Source organism: Eubacterium sp. 3_1_31 (genome assembly GCF_964249515.1).
Classification (GTDB): domain Bacteria; phylum Bacillota_I; class Bacilli_A; order Erysipelotrichales; family Erysipelotrichaceae; genus Longicatena; species Longicatena caecimuris.
The window spans coordinates 14,593-33,357 of sequence record NZ_CAXUBY010000006.1 but is presented as its reverse complement, the minus strand read 5'-3'; the positions used below and the strand labels follow the sequence as shown (position 1 = coordinate 33,357).

Sequence of the window (18,765 nt, the reverse complement as noted above, 5' to 3'; positions counted from 1 at the left end):
GTCTTTATATTCATAATAGGGATTTTGCACAAAGGTTAACCTTTGATATAAACGAGAAATAAAAATATTTACTATCAATGAAAAGAACTTATCGTTATATAACATGTAGCAGTAAATGTTATATCATTCTTACTGAAGTGAGGAATTACAAGTTTGCTTTTTCATTAAAATATGGTACGATATAATATAGCTAAAATTAAAAAAGAGGGTTGTTTATGAACGTGGTACTTAATAAATTAAATACAATTGCCTCCTATGCAGCAGCAATTTCATTGGTCATCATTTTACTGGTAACCAGTGTCAGTATCAATTGTTTTGATTCTGATTTCTATAAGAGTGAATATAAAACATTGCAAACAGCACAGGATTTAGGCATGACGCAAAAGGACTTGAATCTTGCGACAAATACATTATTAGATTATTTGCAGGATAAGCGTGATAATATCAATGTCGAAATTACCGTGCAGGGTAGTAAGGTAGAGGCCTTTAACAGCAAAGAGGCTGCACATATGGTGGATGTTAGAAGTCTGTATCATTTTGCCCAAATTTTGCGAAACATGGCTTTTGTGATTTTGGTGGTAAGCTGCATTTATCTGCTTGTGCGATTAAAGAAAGGTGCATGGACAGTGTTAAGTATTAATTATATGAAAGCAGCGATTCTATTTGCAATCTTTTTTATCATGCTGGCAGGTTGGGCATATGTTGACTTTGATGCTTTCTGGACAGCATTTCATCATGTGGCATTCCGTAATGATTTATGGCTATTAAATCCTAGTACAGATCTGATGATCAATTTATTCCCGGCAGCCTTCTTCAGTAAGTTGGTATTCCGTATCGTCATGATGTTTGCGATAGGCTTTATAGGCTGTTTTGTGGGGGCTTATATCTATTTGCGTTATCAGTTGAAACATTATCAAGCGGAAACACAGGAGCTTTCTCATGATGCGTAAACAACTGATTTTGGCAAGTGCTTCTCCCAGACGTAAGGAACTCATGCAAGATAGCGGTCTGCCATTTCAAATCATTCCTTCAAAGAAGGAAGAAATTGTACCTCTTCATCTTCCTGCTGCACAGGCAATCGAGCAATTGGCATTACAAAAAGCCAGTGATATCTTTACGCAACATCCAGGTGCAGTTGTCATTGGCTGTGATACGATGGTCATATGGAAAGAGGAAAGATTAGGGAAACCAAAGGATCAAGCAGATGCTTTACGGATGTTAAAAATGCTTAGTAATCAGACACATGAAGTTATAACAGGCGTAGCCTTGTTAAGTAAAACGCATACGATTCTTTTCCATGAAACAACGAAGGTAACATTTTATGATTTGGAGGAGGAGTTGCTTACTGCTTATGTTGCAAGCGATGAACCTTATGATAAAGCAGGAGCTTATGGCATTCAGGGAATGGGAAAGCTGTTGGTAAAAAGCATTGAAGGTGATTATTTTAATGTGGTAGGTTTACCGATTTCCAGAGTATATCGTGAACTTCTACCATTGCTTCATGAGTAGGATGTAAAATAAGCAATAGGAATATCTTATACATAGCATAGATGATTTGAGAAATGTAAAGAAACAATCTTGTAATTTTAGAAAATGAAAAAAATGTGCTTTACCTGTTGAAAATTCTGACGATGCCTATTATAATATAATAGCTTTGAGATAAAGCACATAGTTGCCGACATAGTATAGTGGTAATACAGAGCAATGGTAATGCTCAGCGCGCAGTTCAATTCTGCGTGTCGGCACCAGGTAACAATGCAAACTGTAACATATCTGATTTCTTGGAATGTTACAGTTTTTTTATGTAGAATGAGTAAATGATCAGAACCTAATCATGAGGCATAGGTAAGAATAAGAAAAAAACGTCTTGCGACGTTGTTTATTTCAATGGCGGAGTAGGAGAGATTTGAACTCTCGCGCCAGTTTCCCGACCTATACCCTTAGCAGGGGCACCTCTTCAGCCTCTTGAGTACTACTCCAGTTCTGATTTGCATACATTTCGTTTGCCATAAAAGTATATCATAGTCATTTTTAAAAGTCTAGTCCTAAAATCAAAAAAATAGGCGCTCCTCCTACCTGTTTTCGGCCTTACAAAAAAACAGCCAAACCTTTAAATTTTGAACATTTTCATCACTATTTTACAGATTTCTCATGTTTGTGTCGTATACAAAGGTAGGAGGTGTTCGTATGTATAAAACCATTAAGCTGCGCATTCGTGCAGATCGAGAACGGAAACAAGTATTGCTTGCTTATGAAGATATTTATCACAGTGCTTTACGTAAATATGTATATCAGATGATTTTAGAAGGGAAACCTATACGCTATGATGTCAAACGTATCCATAAAGCGATTCCTAAAGAAAGTAAATGGCAGCTTTATCAGACAGCACGCAATCGCTATGCGTATTTCCTTAAGCATCACGATTGGGAATTTCATAAGTCCAGTATATGGAATCAGCGCAACTTTACTGTTTCGCAAGATACGCTTATCTTATCTTTTGGTAAAGGTTTTATTGTGGAACAGCTCGTAGTAGGGTTAGCATGTGAAAAGGTGGAGTGGGAGAAGGTTAAAGAAGGGATGATTTGTCGTATGGATATTGTTCATGATGAACAGTATTGGTTTGCCAATCTACTGCTACAATTACCGTGAATGGTTTCACTTTATCATCACTTCTTTGATTACCGTCGTAAGAATTATCTTTCATTAGCTATGGGAATACATAATAGAAAGACGTAGCAGCGATTCCTTATGATCGCATAACGCTTTTACGTTCATTCTGTTTCTGATGTACGCTTGTTTTTTAATGGCAAGCTCCTTCTTTATGTGTATGAAAGGGAATGTCTGCCATTATTTGACACGCATGCATTTACATGATAAATTAAATAAGTACCTTTTCATAAGGAGGCAGGCTATGAAAGAAGAAAAAAAGCTTACATCAACATCAGATGTGGATAAGATGAAGGAAAGTGATGAACTGATTCCGGAAGAGAATCTGGAACAGATGATGGAAGAGTTGAAAGAAGAATTAAAGGAAGATCCAGAACCACAACAAGATGGTTCTCTGGAGGATCTTTCATCAGATACCATGGAAACCGTTACGGAGGAAATAGAAACAAAGCCTGAAACGTTAGTAAAATATCGCATTTTCTTTGTTTCTGATATGGATGAAGAAGCGCGTTATTTGCATGAGATGTCTATGAGTGGGTATCACTTTAAAGAAAAAAAGGGCATTCGCTATACCTTCGAACTGGGTGAAGTAAAAAACTACTATTACCATTTAGGCTATTATGAGCATGGTCTGCGTGATGGAGATCGTTATGTGGAGAACTTTAAAGAGGCCGGATGGGAAAGCATTTATCATGAAAAGAGTGAATTTGATGGAATGTTGCATTATTTCCGCACCCTAGAGGAACCCGGTGCGCCTGAACCGGAAATCTATAGTGATCGTAAATCACGTAATGCTTTGTATAAACGACTGTTATCCAGCTGGCGCAATTTGATTACGATGATTGTTATTCTTATGGTTTTCATGTTAGGTATTTTGTTTTTCTTACTAACACATCCAACGATATATCAGGGTATTTTTATGACTATTTTCACAATTGTCGCTATTCTATTGATTGGAACCTTTATCCTTTATTTAACGATTTATATGAAAGTAAAGAAGAAGTTATTAGAGTTTAAATATCAATCATAATATCTTCTGGGTATAGCAAAGATATCAATAAAAATGAAACGTTATCCGACGTTTCTTTTTTTAAGGAAGAGTGCTATACTTTTGTACAAGAGGTACTTATGAAAACAATTTTATGCTTTCTTTTTAGCTTAGGTATATTTTTGCAGGTGGCAATGCTGGTGAATGCCGGGGTGCTGTTTTTATTGTATTTTATACTTCGGCTTTTTCACGTAAGTAAAACACAGATTCTTTCATGGTATAACCGATATCCGAAAACAGCCTTATTTATCACTTCGCTTGTGGCAGAGAGTAGTACACTTATCATATTATTGCCGATTTGCAGAGAATGGTTTGGTTTTATAGGGTATAAGCTTGAGGATGAAACGTTATTGCTATTTGCGTTATTAGAAATCCTGCCATCTTTCTATAAATTTCATAAGGTGAAAGCATTTATCGATTGAGCTTATCTTACCTTCATAGCAGGCAGTTATAATGCAAAAGATGAATCATATGGTATCACTTTTGGGTATATGTTTATGAAAGAGCAAAAAAAAACATCGTATGATGTTTTTTAGCTGCCAATTAAGAAGTCAAGAATATTCCATCCGGCATCTGTTTCGCTCTTGTATAATTCTGTAAAACCGCAACGCGTGCAGGATACGGTTACGAATTTTTTATTCTGAACATCAAATAATTTCGCAAAATTGCCGCCGGTTGCCTGAAACTGGTCGCTTTCATAAGATGTATTCCCACATTTAGGGCAGACAAATTGTTTCTTTTCCATTATAAGAACCTCCTTGAATATAAATATTATAGCATTTATCAATAAGATGGCAAAGATGAAATCATTAAGAAAAAGTAAGGAGTTTTGATTATCAAAAGAATGGCATATAAAAGGAACGATATCTTTTTGATAATCGTTCCATAGTTTTTTTATAACAATTTGGCAAAGAAATTGGTGATCTTATCGAAGAAGTTATCTTTACTTTCTTCTTTTGTGGCTTTCTTTTCTGTTTCTACTTTCTTCTCATGTTTTAGTTCTTCTGTCTTATAAATGAATTTTACTTTTGCTGTACTCTTTGTAGGGGCACCTGCAAAGGTATGCTCATTTTCAGCTTCTTTGACGATTTCATTTTTAATAGATAGCAGCTGATTCAGATCGCTCATAGATACATTGACTTCATGTTTCATTTTATCAATGCCATCCATTTTAAAGGTTTGCATACCTTTGTTTAATTCACCTGTTTTTTCGGCTAATGTGGTTGTAGCAGCGTGCAGCTGTTTTGCCCCTTTGCTAAGAGCTGTTGAACCATTTTGCAGCTTAGTAACGCCGGCATTGGCTGTTGTTAAGCCATTTACTAAGGTTTTTGATCCATTATATAATTGCGAAGCACCGCTGCTGGCAGATACCATGTTTGTATTTAAAGTCTTAATTCCGGTTTTTAATTCACCTAAATTGGCAGTTGCTGTTTTTAATTGACTGGTGCCGGCAGCTAGGGTAGCTGCACCTTCTGCAGCATCTTTCATACTATCCTGCAGCGTACCTAAATCAGTCAGCGTTGTTTTTACTAAAGTAACTGCACCGTTTAATTGAGTGGCGGCGGTATTTAATTCCGGTGCTTTTTCAGACAGCTTTGCACTTCCTAACGCAGCCGCTGCACTCAGATTACTAACATTGTGACCAGCACCATCAGCATCGCCATATAAAGCATTTTGAACACCGGAAGCATAACCTTCGGCATAAGTTGTATCTGTACAAATAGCTTTGAGTGCGTTGATTTGTTCCTGTGTCATATTTGACTTGGTTGGATCAGCGTTTTGAGCATAGAGGGTACAAGCTGTTGTCTTGGCAGCTGTTGTTTTAGCGGTTGCTTGTGCACTGGCTGCTTTCAGAGTGTCGTCATTCACAATGGTATTAATGCCTTGTATTGCCGTGTTAAGTTTCAAAGCACTATTCGCTAGTTCCGTCAATTGTGTAGGATAGGCGGCTAAATCATCTACTAATGTCTGCATCTTTTTTAAATCTACTGCCTGAATCTTGGTGTTGCCTTCACGCAAACCGGTGGATAATGTCTGCATGCCATCATTCAACTCAGATATACTGGTGACTAAGGTTGGCAGATCTTTTGTGGCAGTGGTCAGTTTTTTGGTGCCATCTTTGGCAAGAGAAAGGCCATTGCTTAAATTTTTCAAGTTGGCAGATAATTCTTTAGAACCTTTGGTTAATTTTGTAGTACCACTCTTTAAGTCATTTACACCAGTGCTTAAAGCCGGAATACTATTTACCATTTCTTTAACCTTGCTGTTTAAGGTGGCTGTGCCTTCAGCAAGCTGACTGGTTCCATTTGCTAACTTAACACTTGCCTCACTCAACTGATCAATGCCATCCAGTAATTCATCAAGTGAATTAATATCTTTCAATTTATCAAGAGGAACTTCCGGTGTTAAGGCAATCATGATAGGCCCCATCTCAAAGTCCTTTGTTTCACACTTGATGACGTATTCATCTTGGATTTTTAAGCCTTTGGTATCGTTAATACCACTACTTTTTAAGGTGTCTTCCAATCCTGGCAAAGCAACGATACCAACCATTTGATTATTGCCTTCATTCAAAATTTTTCCATTTTCACAAGTGACGTTGGAAAAGTGATCTGTGGACAGATCAATGACGCCGGCACCGATATATAAAGGATGAATATTGGTTGTTTTGCCATTGATATTCACCTGACGTGTCTGTGTGTTTTTCATGGTTATATGAATTTCCAATGGACCGCTTTTTCCAATGAGATCTTTACCATCTATTGCTTGACCATTTAGTTTATAGGTGACATTTACCTTTACTGGCAATTGTTTCGTTGTTTTTCCTTCATAATACACATCATTGCCATCAACATTCCATGTATAGGTATTTCCTTTCACAGAGGGCTGATCATCACTTTTTACATTCTTGACATCTTTAAGATCAAGTGATTCTTTAATGTTTTTAATACCATGATCATTATGCAGCCAGCTGCTTACGATTTCTTCATCAACACTTCCATCTGGATGCAACATCGCATAGACCGTTTCATCCTTTGTTGTTTGTGTATCATCGCCATCTTTGGCATACAGTGTTGTCATACAAGTATTTGCCATCATCAGACTCAATGCGGCACAAGTAACTGTTTTTACATTTTTTTTCATGTTCCTCAACCTCTTTCTTTCCTTATTTATTTCAAATTGGCTTTTGGCCAACCTTTTGTTGTTTTTTCAATCGCTTTATGGAAGATAATCAACAAGGCAGGCAATACCAGAAGAATTACCAGCATAGAGATAACAGCGCCTCGTGAAATCAGCGTACACAAGCTCTTGATCAGATCCATCTTCGCGATGAAGGATACACCGATACAGGCTGCGAAGAAGGATAAACCGGATGTGATAATACTTGGGGCCGATTTGGCTGCGGCTTCACGCGCTGCTTCAATGACCGGTTTGCCATTACTTAATTCTTCTTTATAACGCGTTGTCATCAAAATTGCATAATCAACCGTAGCACCTAATTGAATCGTTCCGATAACGATGCTGGCAATGAATGGCAACACACTACCGGTAAAGTATGGAATACCCATATTGATACAGATAGCAAATTCAATCGACGCAACGAGGATTACTGGCAATGCTAAAGATTTAAAGGTAATTACAATAATTAAGAAAATAGCTAATACGGATAGGATATTAACCATCTTAAAGTCAATATCCGTTGTTGTGATCAAGTCTCGCGTTAAGCTTCCTTCACCAGCAATCACGGCATGTTTATCATATTTGTGCATGATGTTGTCAATCTTATCTAACTGTTCGTTTTCTTCATCCGTAGCCGCACGATACGTTGAGTTGACCAAGATCATTTTTTTACCGCCATTATTTAAAATGGTTTTAACGGCTTCCGGCTCTAATTGTGTCGGAATTCTTCCGCCAATCAGACTCTCATAGGAAACGACACTGTAAACACCGTTTAGTTTTTCCACTTCATCACAGATTTCTTTAATCTGATAGTTTTCTAAATTTTCATCCACCAGTAAGAAATGGGTGGTTGTCATATGGAACTGATCCTTTAATTTATTTGTCCCAATGATGCTGGCAAAATCCTGTGGCATGTTGGCACTCAAATCATAATAGACTTTGGTATGATTTTGTGCATACCCCATCGGAATGAACAAGACTAAGAAAATTACCAGAATGCCTTTATAATGCTTTGTTAAGAAAGCAGGCAATTTCTTAGGTTCCTTCAAGATGATTGGATGTTTCCATTTTTCAATATACTTATCAAAACGCATTAACAGCGATGGCAGGATGATGATCGTGGATAAGACACCAAAGATAACACCTTTTGCCATGACAATACCAATATCTTTTCCTAAGGTCAGTTGCATGGCACATAATGCTAAGAAACCGGCAATGGTTGTAACTGAAGATGAGGTGATAGAAGTAAAGGTTGCCTGAATCGCATTTGACATTGCTTCATCACGATTGCTTGTTTTATTCTTTTCTTCCTGATAACGATGCAACAGGAAGATAGAGTAGTCCATGGTAACACCTAACTGTAAGACAAGCGCTAAGGCTTTTGTGATATAAGAAACTTCGCCGAGGAATACATTAGTACCAAAGTTATAAGCAACTGGGAAAGCAATTCCCAAGACGAAGATAAAGGGGGCAATGGATGACTCCAATCCCATAAATAAGACAATGACACACAAGATGATGGCCGTGACTCCATACAATGGTGTTTCTTTTTCACTTAAATCCTTAATATCTTCGGATACGGCAGAGAAACCACCCAAATAGCACTGCTTTTCACTATAACCTTTGATCTTATGAATGGCATCCATCGTTCTTTGCGATGCGCCATCTTCCTCAAAGGTGATAACCATCAGAGTTCCTTTATCCGAATATAACATGTCTTTGACATCTTTTGGCAAGACCTCCTTCGGGATACTGATATCTAAGATATCGCCTCGCCATAAGACATCCTTTACACCATCAATGCTTTGAATCTCTTTCTTTAATTCCGCAACGTTTTTATCCGGCATATTTTCTACTACCAGCATACCGGTGCTGGCAAGGTTGAAATCATCTGATAATGATTTTTGTCCTTTCATGGATTCTACATCCTTTGGCAGATAACTCAATAAGTCATAATTGACTTTGGTACGTGCATAACCGATCGCACTTGGAATCAGCAGCAGTACCGCAATTAACAGAATCAGATTTCTTTTTCTAACAATGAAATCAGATAACTTCTTCATACCTCCACGCTCCTATCTTTCTTTTAAGATCGTTTGATCATTTTGCGAATCGTCGTATATAGCATCGGTTTTAAATTGTCGATGCTATCCGGCTGTTTTAATACAATAGAGGAATAACATACGGTTGAAACAAGCTCTAGAATCATAAAAATCAGTTGATAGGCTTCCTGTTCTTGATAACCTAAACTGATTAAATAGCTGAGAAAATCCTCCAGATGATTCACGACCTCATATTCATCATCGCCAAGCTTACCGCCGATGACGCTCCAAGATAGATTTTTCTGGATCATCTTAATGCTGCTGGGATTGGCTTTGAAAAATTCAATGACATAATCTACAAGAAAGATCAATTCTTCGATCTTATCATCAATCTGTTCCTCTTTGGCTTTCATTAATGCTTCATCAATGATGGAAGAGCTTTTCTTCACGATTAGATGATTGATAAGTTGTACCTTATCATGAAAGTAAAGATAGAAAGTGCCCTTTGCTACATGAGCATCCTGGACAATTTGATCGATGGATATGCGGTTAAAATCCTCTTTCGCAAATAGGCGCAAGGCAGCTTCTTCAATCCTGCGGCGTTTCTCATTCTTATTCATCAGAACCTTGTTTCGCATATAGTTACACCTCTTTTCCTGAATGACTTTAAGTCATTTTTTTATGACCGTGAAAAGGATATGGCAAAAATGACGAACAGTCAATATTTTATATGCAGTAGAAAAAGAAGTTCTTTAGACAGTTCTTTTTATTTGTCTAAATACTATGCGTGAAAGGGGTTTCTGGTTATAAAAGGTGAAAACGATACTAGCGTAAATAAGAAATATATTAGTTCTTAAAAAAATGAAATACGTTATGGCGATGAAAGGAGAATAGATGGTTGTGCGTGAATATATACAATAAGTTATTATGATGGTTGTTAAAGAAAGCATATTGGTAGATGAAGGTATTTGCTGATATAGATTTGAAAATTGTATCGACATTGGTGATTTCGGTTAGCTTTTCGGTAATAAAAGTTATTTGAAAATTACGCAGCACGTGATTTGTTTGTTATGATGGTACATAAAGAATAAGACATTATACGGTAAGCTTTATTCTTGAAGGAGGGAATATCATGGAGGATATCATCGTCACAAAAGATTTAACAAAGGAATACAGAGGATATAAAGCAAATCATGCGATATCGATGTGTGTAAAAAAAGGGAGTATTTATGGGTTGATTGGGCGAAACGGCGCCGGTAAGACAACATTCATGCGAATGCTGTTGGGGTTAAGTAAACCAACCAAGGGAGAAATTCAGCTATTTGGTAAAAAGGGTAAAGAAATGAATCAGGAACGAAGCCGTATCGGTTCCATCATAGAAACACCTGCTTTTATAACCAGACTTTCTGCATATGATAATTTAATGTTGCGTGCTGATTTGTTAGGGTTAAAGGATAAAAAGAAAGCCATCCTGAGGCGTTAAAAAAGGTTGGCTTATATGAAAAACGCGGACAGAAAGTGAAAGGTTTTTCGCTAGGAATGCGGCAGAGTTTAGGTATTGCTTGCGCTATCTTAGGAGAACCGGAATTATTAATTTTAGATGAGCCCATCAATGGCTTAGATCCGATTGCGATTGCGAATGTGCGTAAGATTTTATTGGATCTGAATAAAAAAGGTACGACCATTATTATTTCCAGTCATATCTTGGGGGAAATGGAAAAGGTCGCCACATGTTATGGGTTTATCGTGGAAGGTAAGTTAGTAAAAGAAATCAGTGAAGAAGAAGTCAAAAACAACAAAGTAGATTTAGAAAAATTCTTCATTAAAATTGCCGGAGGTGAGTTAGATGCATAAGGTAGTAAAGGCGGAGTTATTTAAGCTAAAACGTAATAAAGCATATTGGTTTATCTTATTGTTATCCTTTGGTATTTATCTGGCTTTAGGTCTTATGACGGATGAGAAAATCAGCTTTCAAGATGCGATTGCTTCCTCAGCAAGCATTGTACCTTTGTTTAGTGCGCTTGTTGCCATCAGTGTAGCCCAGGCCGATTATAACGATGGAACAATGAAAAATGTCGTTAGTACTGGAATCAGTCGAACCAGCATTTATATAGGGAAATTATTGGCTGCCTATATTGGCTGTATGGGAATCTTTTTGATTGAAGCCATCATGTCGGTAGGCTTCAGTGTGTATGGCGGAGCAACGGTAACAATGGATGCTTTCTTTATCATTAAAGCTGTGTTGTTACAGGCCGTAGTCGTATTGAACTATACAGTTATCTTCTTTTTATTGGGAAGTATTATACATAGCGCCGCGTTAGCTGTATCTTTATCCTTTGCATATTATTTGTTTGGAGCTTTTGCCTTTGGTTATGTTGGAAGCTTTTTACATATCAGTGGACTTGCCGATTATGAATTAGGCAGCGTTGCTACGGCAATCGAACAAGTAAATGTTAATACAGTGACAATGTTGCATTTAGGAATCGTAACGATTATTATACTTTTCTTCGCATATATCGGAGCTTTCTGTTTCAATCGACAAGAAATCAAGTAACTGTTTTTCACCAAGATACTTTAAAAAGGAAAATCCCTTTTGTGATGTTTGACTTCACAGAAGGGATTTTGTTTTATAAGAGGAAACCTTACGATAGTGATCCTGTCGAGCATAGTTAGCATATATCATGAAACTAGCACATATCATGAAATTGGTGGGTGTTTATGAATGGATGAAAAAGAGTATTTGTATTTACAGCTTTACAGCATATGCATCTTATAGCTGTTGATGGCGAAATATCACCATGGCACTAGATAAAGAAATGCCAATCAAAAGTAGGGCAAGAAGAATAGGCACTAGATAATCGGCTGGAAGACTTTGTCCTTGTAGTAAAGAGATAGAATTTGTTATAAGAATAGCAGGCTGTATTTCCTGTAACGGAGGAAATAAAGACATGCCCATACAAATAAGGAAGAACCCTCCTGTACATAATAAAGAGCCGATGCTTGTTTTCGTAAGTACACCACCTAATAATAACAATGCCAACAGCAAGCAACCAAACAACCATATACAAAAGATGCCTAACAATAAGTGTGGCACATTTGTCAAAGGCCAAAACATGAAGTTATACAGATATGTGACAAGAAAGCTAATGCCATAACAACATGTCCATACTAGTAAAGCACTGCTGTACTTCGCTAATAGAATGGTGGTTCTGGATAAACCTTTTGTTAATAGATGAATCAATGTTCCTTTTTGCAATTCATTAGAAATCATGGTGCTAAAAACAATTAATAGGATGATGATACCAATTTGCGAAATGTTTTTATAAAACTGCGCCCATGAATCCATCACCTCAGGTTGTGGTAATTGTATTTGGATGCCATCTGGTAAAAGACTTGCCGCTACTTCAGGAAGATACCGCGCACTGATAGGGTTCAGAAATCCTAAAGCCAGAAACACCATCATAAGTACAAAGAGCTTGTAGCTGCGTAGATAGTCGTAAAATTCTTTCTTTAAAAAAGCTAGATAGGCATTCATTTTACCACCTCCATATATAGGGATTCCAAGGTAGGTTCAACGATTTCCATACGGCGCAAGGAAAGTTTTTGCTGCAATAATTCCTGATGAAGCTTGCTTTGCAGCTGTGACATATTATCATGTGTGATCTGCAATTCTGTATCCGTACAAATTTTGGTGCTAAACTGTGTTTTGGAAAGAAAATGCTGCATGGATTCAGGATTCATGAATTCTAGTTGCATCCTATTACTGGCCTTTTCCTTGATGGATTGCATACTGCCATGTCGTTGGATAATGCCATCATGAAGAATAGCGTAGGAATCACAGACACGCTCTACATCGCTTAAGATATGAGTGGAAAAAATAATGGTTGTATGATCCTTAATTTGTGTTAGTATGGATAGGATATCCTTACGTCCGATGGGATCTAAGGCAGACGTCGGTTCATCCGCAATAAGCAAATCCGGTTCATTCAACAGAGCTTGTGCAATGCCAAGACGTTGTTTCATACCGCGAGAAAATGTTGCGATACGCTTCTTGCGACTTTGCCATAAACCAGTCAATGTTAAGAGCTCTTCACTTTTTCTTTTACAATCTGCGGAAGGCATATGTGTGATTGATGCACAGAGCTGTAAATACTCATAAGGGGTTAAATAATCATAAAAGGCAGGAACATCACTCAGATAACCGATATGGCGGTTGGCTTTTGTATCACCAAAGCTTACCGTTTCTTGGCAAACTTGAATCTCACCGGCATCCCTTGGCAACAAACCTAATATAAGTTTCATAGTAGTTGTTTTACCGGCCCCATTTTGTCCGATAAAACCTAAAATACTATGTGCAGGGACGCAGAAGTCCACCCCTTTTAAGACGTCATGAGAGCCGAAGGTTTTTCTTACTTGATGAAGTTCCAATACATTCATCATTCTTCACCTCTTCCGAATACGAAATAGATAATTGGCCCGAAAAATTGTAGTAATAAGACAACGAAAATCCAGATATATCGATTACCAAAACGATAATGAGGGTGACGTAGAACATGAAATAATGCACTAAAGGCTAAGATCAATTCAATGATGATTAAAGGTAAAAGCAGTGGTAAATGATCAATTAAGGTCTGCATGTGGTTTCCTCCTTTTTCTGCAGTAAAATGCGGATACAATGTTGAAAACGGGGATCGTTTTTCATAGGTTGAAATTCTGGTAACTCGTTGATAATCTGCAATAGCGATTCAATGACAATCGTGCGATTGCGTGGCGGCTGCGTATCTAAGGCAATCTCTTTCAGCCAACTGTTTAATTCGGTGAAATAATCGTCTTGATTCTGTAATTTATCCATATTCGTTGTAGCAAGGATATCAGCCGAATGTGTCAATTCCTTAAAAGCTTCTTCGTAAAGGTGATGATGAGCATATACCTGTGCGATGGCAAGAAGGGATTGAAAGGCTGTATATGGATGGATATGCGATATCTGATACAGTTCCAAAAGACTTTTTACTTTCGCAATGGTTTTTTCGCATGCTGTTAAATCATCTATTCTCAGCATCATAAAAGAGATGGAATCTTGAATTAGAAACAACAAATGCTGGTAGGCAGATGTCTGCAAAATACGATACGCTTGTTCCATATTTCCCAATTTCTGATGACAAGCGGCAGTAAGTTCACTGTCTTGCGCAATCGGACGTGGGATTTCTCCTAACAGCTGTAAGGCATCCATGGGTTTATCGCTGGCAATGTATGCCATAATTTCCAAGGTGAGAGTTTCTTTTGTCAAGGTCGGATCCTTACATTCTTTTTCTACATAGTGACAAAGTTTTAAAGCCTCATCTAAGATCTTTGCAGGATCTTTAAATAATGTGGCATGATTCAAATACAAAACAATCATCTTATATAAGAAAGGGAAACATGCGTGGTACGTATGCAACAATTCTTCACAATGCTTCAAAGCCTCATCACTGTCGTGGGCGATTTCATCAGATAATTGATGATAGAGTTCAACAATAGCTTCTTGTGTTAACTGTGGCTCATATCCCATGAGTTCATCCACAGTGACATTGAATAGAGTGGCAAGTTGAGGAAGAAAAATGATATCCGGATAGGATGTGTTGGTTTCCCATTTTGAAACAGAAGATTTACTGACGCCGATCCAGTTGGCTAATTGATCTTGTGTGATGTTGGCTTTTCTGCGTAAGGCAGCGATATTTTCTCCAAGTTTTAGTGGTTTCATAAATTCTAACCTTCTTTCTTGGTTTCATTATAAGTGGAAGATAGGTATAAAACAATGGATTGTGTCGCAACAATAAGAAGAAAAGTTGCTTAATAGGAAACTTAGCGAAATGATTGATCGTTGTGATGCAGGTGGAATACGTAAGATTATAGTACAGATAATAGTGCTATTTTTAAAATATATCTTGCATGATTAGTTGTTTTATGGTAATATATGAATCACCGATGGAGGTTTAGCTCAGTTGGGAGAGCGTCTGCCTTACAAGCAGAGGGTCGGGGGTTCAAGTCCCTCAACCTCCACCATAAATAAACAACCCACGGCACTGCTTGAATGGCAGCGCTTTTTTAATATCGAAACCTCCATCAGCAAATAGGGAACTAAAGATCGAATGAGAAAAATAATATGAGTTTGTACATAGCTCAGAATAAACAACCCACGGCACTGCTTGAATGGAGCGCTTTTTTAATATTGAAACCTCCAACAGCAAATAGGGAACTAAAGATCGAATGAGAAAAATAACATAAGTTTGTACATAAGCTTAGGATAAACAACCTATGGCAGTGCTTTTTTAAAACCAGCCAAATGGGAACAAATTATGATATCATAATACTAAAAGAAAGAGGTGTGTTATATGGCAAAGATACTTTATGATGCAAATTATGATAAAGAACTTGTCGCAAAACGCAATCAATGTCATGATCTGTGTCACCAATATAATCAGCTACTGCCTACAGCTGTGGAAGAACGTAAGAAAGTCTTACAAGCTATCATAGGGGAAATGGAAGATGACCTAATTATTGAACAACCATTTTATTGTGATTATGGGACCAATATCCGCTTAGGGAAACAAGTGTATTTGAATATGCATACCATCATGCTGGATGCTGCTGAAATACATGTAGAAGATCATGTGTTTGTGGGCCCAAACTGTGCTTTCTATACAGCGGGTCATCCTTTCTCTATAGAAGATCGTCGAGCAGGTTTAGAGTATGCTTTGCCTATACATGTTGAAGAAGATGTTTGGATTGGTGGCAATACGGTAGTAATGGCAGGAGTCACGATAGGAAAAGGTAGTGTGATTGGGGCAGGCAGCGTAGTCACAAAAGATATTCCACCATATGTATTAGCCGCTGGAAATCCATGTCGCATCATTCGTTCTATAAAAGAAGAAGCAAAAATAAAAAGCGATTGCCAATAACTTGTGACAATCGCTTTTTTTACGCTTAACTGAAAGCTACTATACGCTACAGCCTTCTGATTTGCTTATGAAATATTAGAGAAATACTCTCTTTATCCCACTTATTGTTTGTCTAATTGTTCTTGAAGATACGCAGCGGTTGCTTCATCCGCAAATTTCAGCAGATGAAGATAATTGTTCTTGGTGATGTATTCAGTTATTCCCACATTCTCATAAGTCTTTTTCAATAATAAGGAATACAAAGGCTGGTCATCGGCTTCATGCAGATGAGCGCTGATTTCCATAAAGTAGAAATCCTGATATTCCAAGGAGATGAAATCAAAGATTTCTTCTAGATTATTACATGCAAACAGCTGTTCCTTTAGTTCTGGAGTCTTATATGTTTCCCAATCCTCTTTGTTGGTAAATGTTATATTTTGAAAAGGGAAGACATAGGTTGTATGATCATCTTTTTTCGTTTTTATATCCCCATAGCTTAGGGTATATCTCCATAAGAATTCTTTGTGGTTTTGCAGATCTAACATAGCCATTCCTTCTTTCTTTCTCATACACTTCCTTTATTATAAAGAAATTCATGATACTATACAAGTGAGTTCTTTATGAGGGATAGAAAATGAAATGATGTATATTGGATAGATAAGAATATTTTATCTTATGAAAATATTTCCTTATTTGTCCTTTTTCTTGATGTATGCTAAGATATCGAGGTATGACACTATGGAGGTAAAGTAAGTGAAAGATGCGTTAAGAGAGGAATTGCGTGAAGAGATACGATTGTTTCATGAACAGACACAGCAATTTATAAATAAGCAAATCAGCGTGAAGGATTTTAAAGGATTCAGCGGTGGTTTTGGCAGTTATGCACAGCGTGGTGCACAGACGTTTATGTTACGTCTGCGTATGAACCAAGGGGTAGTAACGAAGGATAAATTAAAGTTTTTATGTGATACCAGTGAACAGCACGGTGTTACCAAACTGCATTTTACAACTTGTCAGACGATTCAGATGCATGATTTAAGTGGAACTGAGATTCCCTATATCATGTCAGATGCTTTGGATCATGATATTGTATGTCGTGGCGGCGGTGGTGATTTTCCACGTAATGTTATGTGTTCACCACTTAGTGGTGTAGATCCGGATGAGTATTTTGATGTACGCCCTTATGCGGAATGTGTTGGGGATTATTTATTAAGCATTGTTAATAAGTTTACCTTGCCAAGAAAGCTAAAGGTAGCTTTCAGTAGTTCGGATAAGAATGAAACCCATGCCAATTTCCGTGATTTAGGATTTTGTGCAAATGCCGACCATACTTTTGATGTGTATTGTGCCGGAGGCTTGGGAAATAATCCTCGCATGGGTGTGAAGGTTGGTCATCATGTACAGCCGGATACGATTCTGTTTTATGTATCTGCCATGGTGTTGATGTTTATGGAACATGGCGATTATGTAAACCGTGCGAAAGCAAGAACACGATATTTACAGGATACACTTGGGGTAGATGGATTGGTTCAGGATTATCAGGATAAGGTAGAAAAGGCGTTGCGCGGGGAAAATTTGATGGTACATATTGAAGAACCTGTGCTAAAGAAAACAGGGGATAAAACACTGTCCGATCGTCGTGTGATTGCCCAGAAACAACAGGGGTTATATGCTGTGTATTATCATCCACTTGGCGGCTGTCTGGCACCTCAGAAATTACGTCAGATCTATGAAACTATCAAGGACATGGAAGATGTAGAATTGCGTATCACCCCACAACAAGGAGTTTATATCATCAATTGTACAGCTGATGAGGCGAAAGCGGTGCTGGCTATCACAGAGGATGGAGCACGCAATCGTTTTGAGGAAAGTGTTTCTTGCATTGGCGCATCCATATGTCAGGTAGGCTTGCGTGATTCTCAAGGTACTTTACGTGAAGCTATCATGTACTTTAGAGAAAAGGACTATCCTGCAGATGTCTTACCGCGTATCTTTATCTCCGGTTGTACCAGTTCTTGTGGAACCAATCAAATCGGAGCTATTGGTTTTCAGGGTACAGTCAAGGTGATTGATAAAAAGCCATATCCGGCTTTTCAAGTAAGTTTGTATGGGAATGATCATGCCAAAGATACCCGGTTTGGGGATATAGTAGGTGCTGTATTGGCAGATGATCTTTGTTTGTTTTTACAGGCGATTGCCGATCATGTCAGTGCGCATGGTGAATCTTATGAGGCATGGATTGCCCATAACGCTGATGAAATGGAAGCCATTTTAAAGAAGTATATCAAATAGATTAAAACAAAGAATATATAAAATAGGGTAAAAGTGTTTTTTGAATTAAGAAATGGTATCAAGTATTTTAACTTCATGCATATAAAAAGATGATGTAGATCCTACTCCCTAAACGGGGAAGACAGGAAACACCATCTTTTTTATTCTAGCAATCGTTTAGATTTCTTAACGAAGTAAGGGCAGACTTCCACTTAAACGGTTAATGCTTTTCTTAGGGCCTAACAAAGCAATTCCATAATATTCGATGGTTTCTTGTGTAGCCTTTTTCATCTTTTGAATATAGTCGTCATAGTCTAAACAACTTTGGGCAATGTTGGTAAAGTCAACGAAATAAACATCTTCCATCGTTTGGACCTTTTGGTAGATCGAAGCTAAAGTTTCCTGGTTGGCTTTAAGAATGGGCAGTGGGTACTGCACAATGCCGGGATGTTTTCCCTCAGTGCTATCATAAACATCCTCACGCGCTAATGTCGGCGCATGTTTACCTAAGGATACGCCAAGAATAGCCGCTGTATTGGCCATGATGCCAAGGGGCAAATCTTCCCATAAGATACATACACTTTTAATTTCCATAATGTTTTTTTGTATACGATCTATCTTGTAAAGCTATCGTATACTT

Annotated in this window: 20 protein-coding genes and 3 tRNA genes; 12 read left to right on the top strand and 11 right to left on the bottom strand. The window is 37.7% G+C overall.

The window, feature by feature from the left end:
* The first annotated feature begins 215 nt into the window (after positions 1-215).
* The 3 genes from ACESSZ_RS04040 to ACESSZ_RS04030 all read left to right on the top strand — a co-directional run bounded on the left by ACESSZ_RS04040 (position 216) and on the right by ACESSZ_RS04030 (position 1,748).
* The gene (locus ACESSZ_RS04040) at positions 216-950 is read left to right on the top strand and encodes a TIGR01906 family membrane protein (RefSeq protein ID WP_008690791.1); all 735 of its coding nucleotides are present in this window, start codon (positions 216-218) and stop codon (positions 948-950) included.
* Positions 940-1,509, top strand: a complete 570-nt coding sequence (locus ACESSZ_RS04035) for a Maf family protein (RefSeq protein WP_008690793.1) — start codon at positions 940-942, stop codon at positions 1,507-1,509. Before ACESSZ_RS04040 ends, ACESSZ_RS04035 begins: the two co-directional genes overlap by 11 nt.
* A gap of 165 nt (positions 1,510-1,674) precedes the next feature.
* Positions 1,675-1,748 (top strand) — tRNA-Thr (locus ACESSZ_RS04030).
* 140 nt (positions 1,749-1,888) lie between these two features.
* Here the strand turns inward: ACESSZ_RS04030 and ACESSZ_RS04025 are convergent.
* A tRNA-Ser gene (locus ACESSZ_RS04025) sits at positions 1,889-1,979 on the bottom strand.
* Between the two features lie 208 nt (positions 1,980-2,187).
* Between ACESSZ_RS04025 and ACESSZ_RS04020 the strand changes: the two genes are divergently transcribed.
* From ACESSZ_RS04020 to ACESSZ_RS04010, 3 genes are all read left to right on the top strand, one after another.
* Positions 2,188-2,649: a hypothetical protein gene (locus ACESSZ_RS04020; protein ID WP_008686851.1), complete on the top strand. Its 462-nt coding sequence runs from the start codon at positions 2,188-2,190 to the stop codon at positions 2,647-2,649.
* 262 nt (positions 2,650-2,911) lie between these two features.
* Complete coding sequence (locus ACESSZ_RS04015; RefSeq protein ID WP_331866757.1) at positions 2,912-3,697, top strand: DUF2812 domain-containing protein; 786 nt, start codon at positions 2,912-2,914, stop codon at positions 3,695-3,697.
* Between the two features lie 98 nt (positions 3,698-3,795).
* Positions 3,796-4,137: a hypothetical protein gene (locus ACESSZ_RS04010; protein WP_008686853.1), complete on the top strand. Its 342-nt coding sequence runs from the start codon at positions 3,796-3,798 to the stop codon at positions 4,135-4,137.
* A gap of 110 nt (positions 4,138-4,247) precedes the next feature.
* Here ACESSZ_RS04010 and ACESSZ_RS04005 read toward each other — a convergent pair whose 3' ends face one another.
* The 4 genes from ACESSZ_RS04005 to ACESSZ_RS03990 form a co-directional block, all read right to left on the bottom strand.
* Positions 4,248-4,460, bottom strand: coding sequence for a zinc ribbon domain-containing protein (locus tag ACESSZ_RS04005; RefSeq protein ID WP_008979261.1), 213 nt, complete (start codon positions 4,458-4,460; stop codon positions 4,248-4,250).
* 149 nt (positions 4,461-4,609) lie between these two features.
* On the bottom strand, positions 4,610-6,859 hold the full coding sequence (locus ACESSZ_RS04000) for a hypothetical protein (protein WP_331866758.1): 2,250 nt from the start codon (positions 6,857-6,859) through the stop codon (positions 4,610-4,612).
* Positions 6,860-6,885: 26 nt separating this feature from the next.
* A complete protein-coding gene (locus ACESSZ_RS03995) occupies positions 6,886-8,958 on the bottom strand; it encodes an efflux RND transporter permease subunit (protein WP_008686857.1) in 2,073 nt (690 codons plus the stop codon).
* Between the two features lie 23 nt (positions 8,959-8,981).
* On the bottom strand, positions 8,982-9,575 hold the full coding sequence (locus ACESSZ_RS03990; protein ID WP_008686859.1) for a TetR/AcrR family transcriptional regulator: 594 nt from the start codon (positions 9,573-9,575) through the stop codon (positions 8,982-8,984).
* Between the two features lie 494 nt (positions 9,576-10,069).
* On the opposite strand from ACESSZ_RS03990, the gene ACESSZ_RS03985 reads away from it, so the two are divergent.
* The 3 genes from ACESSZ_RS03985 to ACESSZ_RS03975 are packed head-to-tail and all read left to right on the top strand — an operon-like array spanning position 10,070 to position 11,491.
* Positions 10,070-10,420: an ATP-binding cassette domain-containing protein gene (locus ACESSZ_RS03985; RefSeq protein WP_008686861.1), complete on the top strand. Its 351-nt coding sequence runs from the start codon at positions 10,070-10,072 to the stop codon at positions 10,418-10,420.
* Positions 10,421-10,455: 35 nt separating this feature from the next.
* Positions 10,456-10,791, top strand: coding sequence for an AAA family ATPase (locus ACESSZ_RS03980; RefSeq protein WP_008686863.1), 336 nt, complete (start codon positions 10,456-10,458; stop codon positions 10,789-10,791).
* The gene (locus ACESSZ_RS03975; protein ID WP_008686865.1) at positions 10,784-11,491 is read left to right on the top strand and encodes an ABC transporter permease; all 708 of its coding nucleotides are present in this window, start codon (positions 10,784-10,786) and stop codon (positions 11,489-11,491) included. The genes ACESSZ_RS03980 and ACESSZ_RS03975 overlap by 8 nt, the downstream gene beginning before the upstream one ends.
* Positions 11,492-11,707: 216 nt before the next feature.
* Here the strand turns inward: ACESSZ_RS03975 and ACESSZ_RS03970 are convergent, their stop codons facing one another.
* From ACESSZ_RS03970 to ACESSZ_RS03955, 4 genes are read right to left on the bottom strand one after another with little or no spacing between them, the layout of a single operon-like run.
* Positions 11,708-12,472, bottom strand: a complete 765-nt coding sequence (locus ACESSZ_RS03970; protein ID WP_008686867.1) for an ABC transporter permease — start codon at positions 12,470-12,472, stop codon at positions 11,708-11,710.
* Positions 12,469-13,377 carry an ABC transporter ATP-binding protein gene (locus tag ACESSZ_RS03965; protein WP_008686868.1) on the bottom strand — a complete coding sequence of 303 codons (909 nt, stop codon included), beginning with the start codon at positions 13,375-13,377 and terminating at the stop codon, positions 12,469-12,471. Before ACESSZ_RS03965 ends, ACESSZ_RS03970 begins: the two co-directional genes overlap by 4 nt.
* Positions 13,374-13,574, bottom strand: coding sequence for a PLD nuclease N-terminal domain-containing protein (locus ACESSZ_RS03960; RefSeq protein WP_008686870.1), 201 nt, complete (start codon positions 13,572-13,574; stop codon positions 13,374-13,376). The genes ACESSZ_RS03965 and ACESSZ_RS03960 overlap by 4 nt, the downstream gene beginning before the upstream one ends.
* Positions 13,562-14,677, bottom strand: coding sequence for a helix-turn-helix domain-containing protein (locus tag ACESSZ_RS03955; protein ID WP_008686872.1), 1,116 nt, complete (start codon positions 14,675-14,677; stop codon positions 13,562-13,564). The genes ACESSZ_RS03960 and ACESSZ_RS03955 overlap by 13 nt, the downstream gene beginning before the upstream one ends.
* Positions 14,678-14,903: 226 nt before the next feature.
* Between ACESSZ_RS03955 and ACESSZ_RS03950 the strand changes: the two genes are divergently transcribed.
* Together ACESSZ_RS03950 and ACESSZ_RS03945 are read left to right on the top strand one after the other, a co-directional pair.
* Positions 14,904-14,979: transfer RNA gene (locus ACESSZ_RS03950), tRNA-Val, on the top strand.
* Between the two features lie 329 nt (positions 14,980-15,308).
* Positions 15,309-15,875, top strand: coding sequence for a sugar O-acetyltransferase (locus tag ACESSZ_RS03945; RefSeq protein WP_008686873.1), 567 nt, complete (start codon positions 15,309-15,311; stop codon positions 15,873-15,875).
* Between the two features lie 101 nt (positions 15,876-15,976).
* Here ACESSZ_RS03945 and ACESSZ_RS03940 read toward each other — a convergent pair whose 3' ends face one another.
* Positions 15,977-16,399: a hypothetical protein gene (locus ACESSZ_RS03940; RefSeq protein ID WP_008686876.1), complete on the bottom strand. Its 423-nt coding sequence runs from the start codon at positions 16,397-16,399 to the stop codon at positions 15,977-15,979.
* A 208-nt stretch (positions 16,400-16,607) separates the two neighbouring features.
* Here ACESSZ_RS03940 and ACESSZ_RS03935 point away from each other — a divergent pair, with 208 nt between their 5' ends.
* Complete coding sequence (locus ACESSZ_RS03935) at positions 16,608-18,146, top strand: nitrite/sulfite reductase (protein WP_008686878.1); 1,539 nt, start codon at positions 16,608-16,610, stop codon at positions 18,144-18,146.
* A gap of 165 nt (positions 18,147-18,311) precedes the next feature.
* Here ACESSZ_RS03935 and ACESSZ_RS03930 read toward each other — a convergent pair whose 3' ends face one another.
* The gene (locus ACESSZ_RS03930; RefSeq protein WP_008686880.1) at positions 18,312-18,719 is read right to left on the bottom strand and encodes a DUF2000 domain-containing protein; all 408 of its coding nucleotides are present in this window, start codon (positions 18,717-18,719) and stop codon (positions 18,312-18,314) included.
* Positions 18,720-18,765: the final 46 nt, after the last annotated feature.

What these genes read in the sequence shown, in the direction of transcription:
- ACESSZ_RS04015 (WP_331866757.1), top strand. Translation starts at nt 2,912, where the DNA reads ATGAAAGAAGAAAAAAAGCTTACATCAACATCAGATGTGGATAAGATG.
- ACESSZ_RS03995 (WP_008686857.1), bottom strand. Translation starts at nt 8,958, where the DNA reads ATGAAGAAGTTATCTGATTTCATTGTTAGAAAAAGAAATCTGATTCTG.
- ACESSZ_RS03975 (WP_008686865.1), top strand. Translation starts at nt 10,784, where the DNA reads ATGCATAAGGTAGTAAAGGCGGAGTTATTTAAGCTAAAACGTAATAAA.
- ACESSZ_RS04020 (WP_008686851.1), top strand. Translation starts at nt 2,188, where the DNA reads ATGTATAAAACCATTAAGCTGCGCATTCGTGCAGATCGAGAACGGAAA.
- ACESSZ_RS04010 (WP_008686853.1), top strand. Translation starts at nt 3,796, where the DNA reads ATGAAAACAATTTTATGCTTTCTTTTTAGCTTAGGTATATTTTTGCAG.
- ACESSZ_RS03930 (WP_008686880.1), bottom strand. Translation starts at nt 18,719, where the DNA reads ATGGAAATTAAAAGTGTATGTATCTTATGGGAAGATTTGCCCCTTGGC.
- ACESSZ_RS03985 (WP_008686861.1), top strand. Translation starts at nt 10,070, where the DNA reads ATGGAGGATATCATCGTCACAAAAGATTTAACAAAGGAATACAGAGGA.
- ACESSZ_RS04040 (WP_008690791.1), top strand. Translation starts at nt 216, where the DNA reads ATGAACGTGGTACTTAATAAATTAAATACAATTGCCTCCTATGCAGCA.
- ACESSZ_RS04000 (WP_331866758.1), bottom strand. Translation starts at nt 6,859, where the DNA reads ATGAAAAAAAATGTAAAAACAGTTACTTGTGCCGCATTGAGTCTGATG.
- ACESSZ_RS03940 (WP_008686876.1), bottom strand. Translation starts at nt 16,399, where the DNA reads ATGTTAGATCTGCAAAACCACAAAGAATTCTTATGGAGATATACCCTA.
- ACESSZ_RS03960 (WP_008686870.1), bottom strand. Translation starts at nt 13,574, where the DNA reads ATGCAGACCTTAATTGATCATTTACCACTGCTTTTACCTTTAATCATC.
- ACESSZ_RS03965 (WP_008686868.1), bottom strand. Translation starts at nt 13,377, where the DNA reads ATGATGAATGTATTGGAACTTCATCAAGTAAGAAAAACCTTCGGCTCT.
- ACESSZ_RS03970 (WP_008686867.1), bottom strand. Translation starts at nt 12,472, where the DNA reads ATGAATGCCTATCTAGCTTTTTTAAAGAAAGAATTTTACGACTATCTA.
- ACESSZ_RS04005 (WP_008979261.1), bottom strand. Translation starts at nt 4,460, where the DNA reads ATGGAAAAGAAACAATTTGTCTGCCCTAAATGTGGGAATACATCTTAT.
- ACESSZ_RS04035 (WP_008690793.1), top strand. Translation starts at nt 940, where the DNA reads ATGATGCGTAAACAACTGATTTTGGCAAGTGCTTCTCCCAGACGTAAG.
- ACESSZ_RS03955 (WP_008686872.1), bottom strand. Translation starts at nt 14,677, where the DNA reads ATGAAACCACTAAAACTTGGAGAAAATATCGCTGCCTTACGCAGAAAA.
- ACESSZ_RS03945 (WP_008686873.1), top strand. Translation starts at nt 15,309, where the DNA reads ATGGCAAAGATACTTTATGATGCAAATTATGATAAAGAACTTGTCGCA.
- ACESSZ_RS03990 (WP_008686859.1), bottom strand. Translation starts at nt 9,575, where the DNA reads ATGCGAAACAAGGTTCTGATGAATAAGAATGAGAAACGCCGCAGGATT.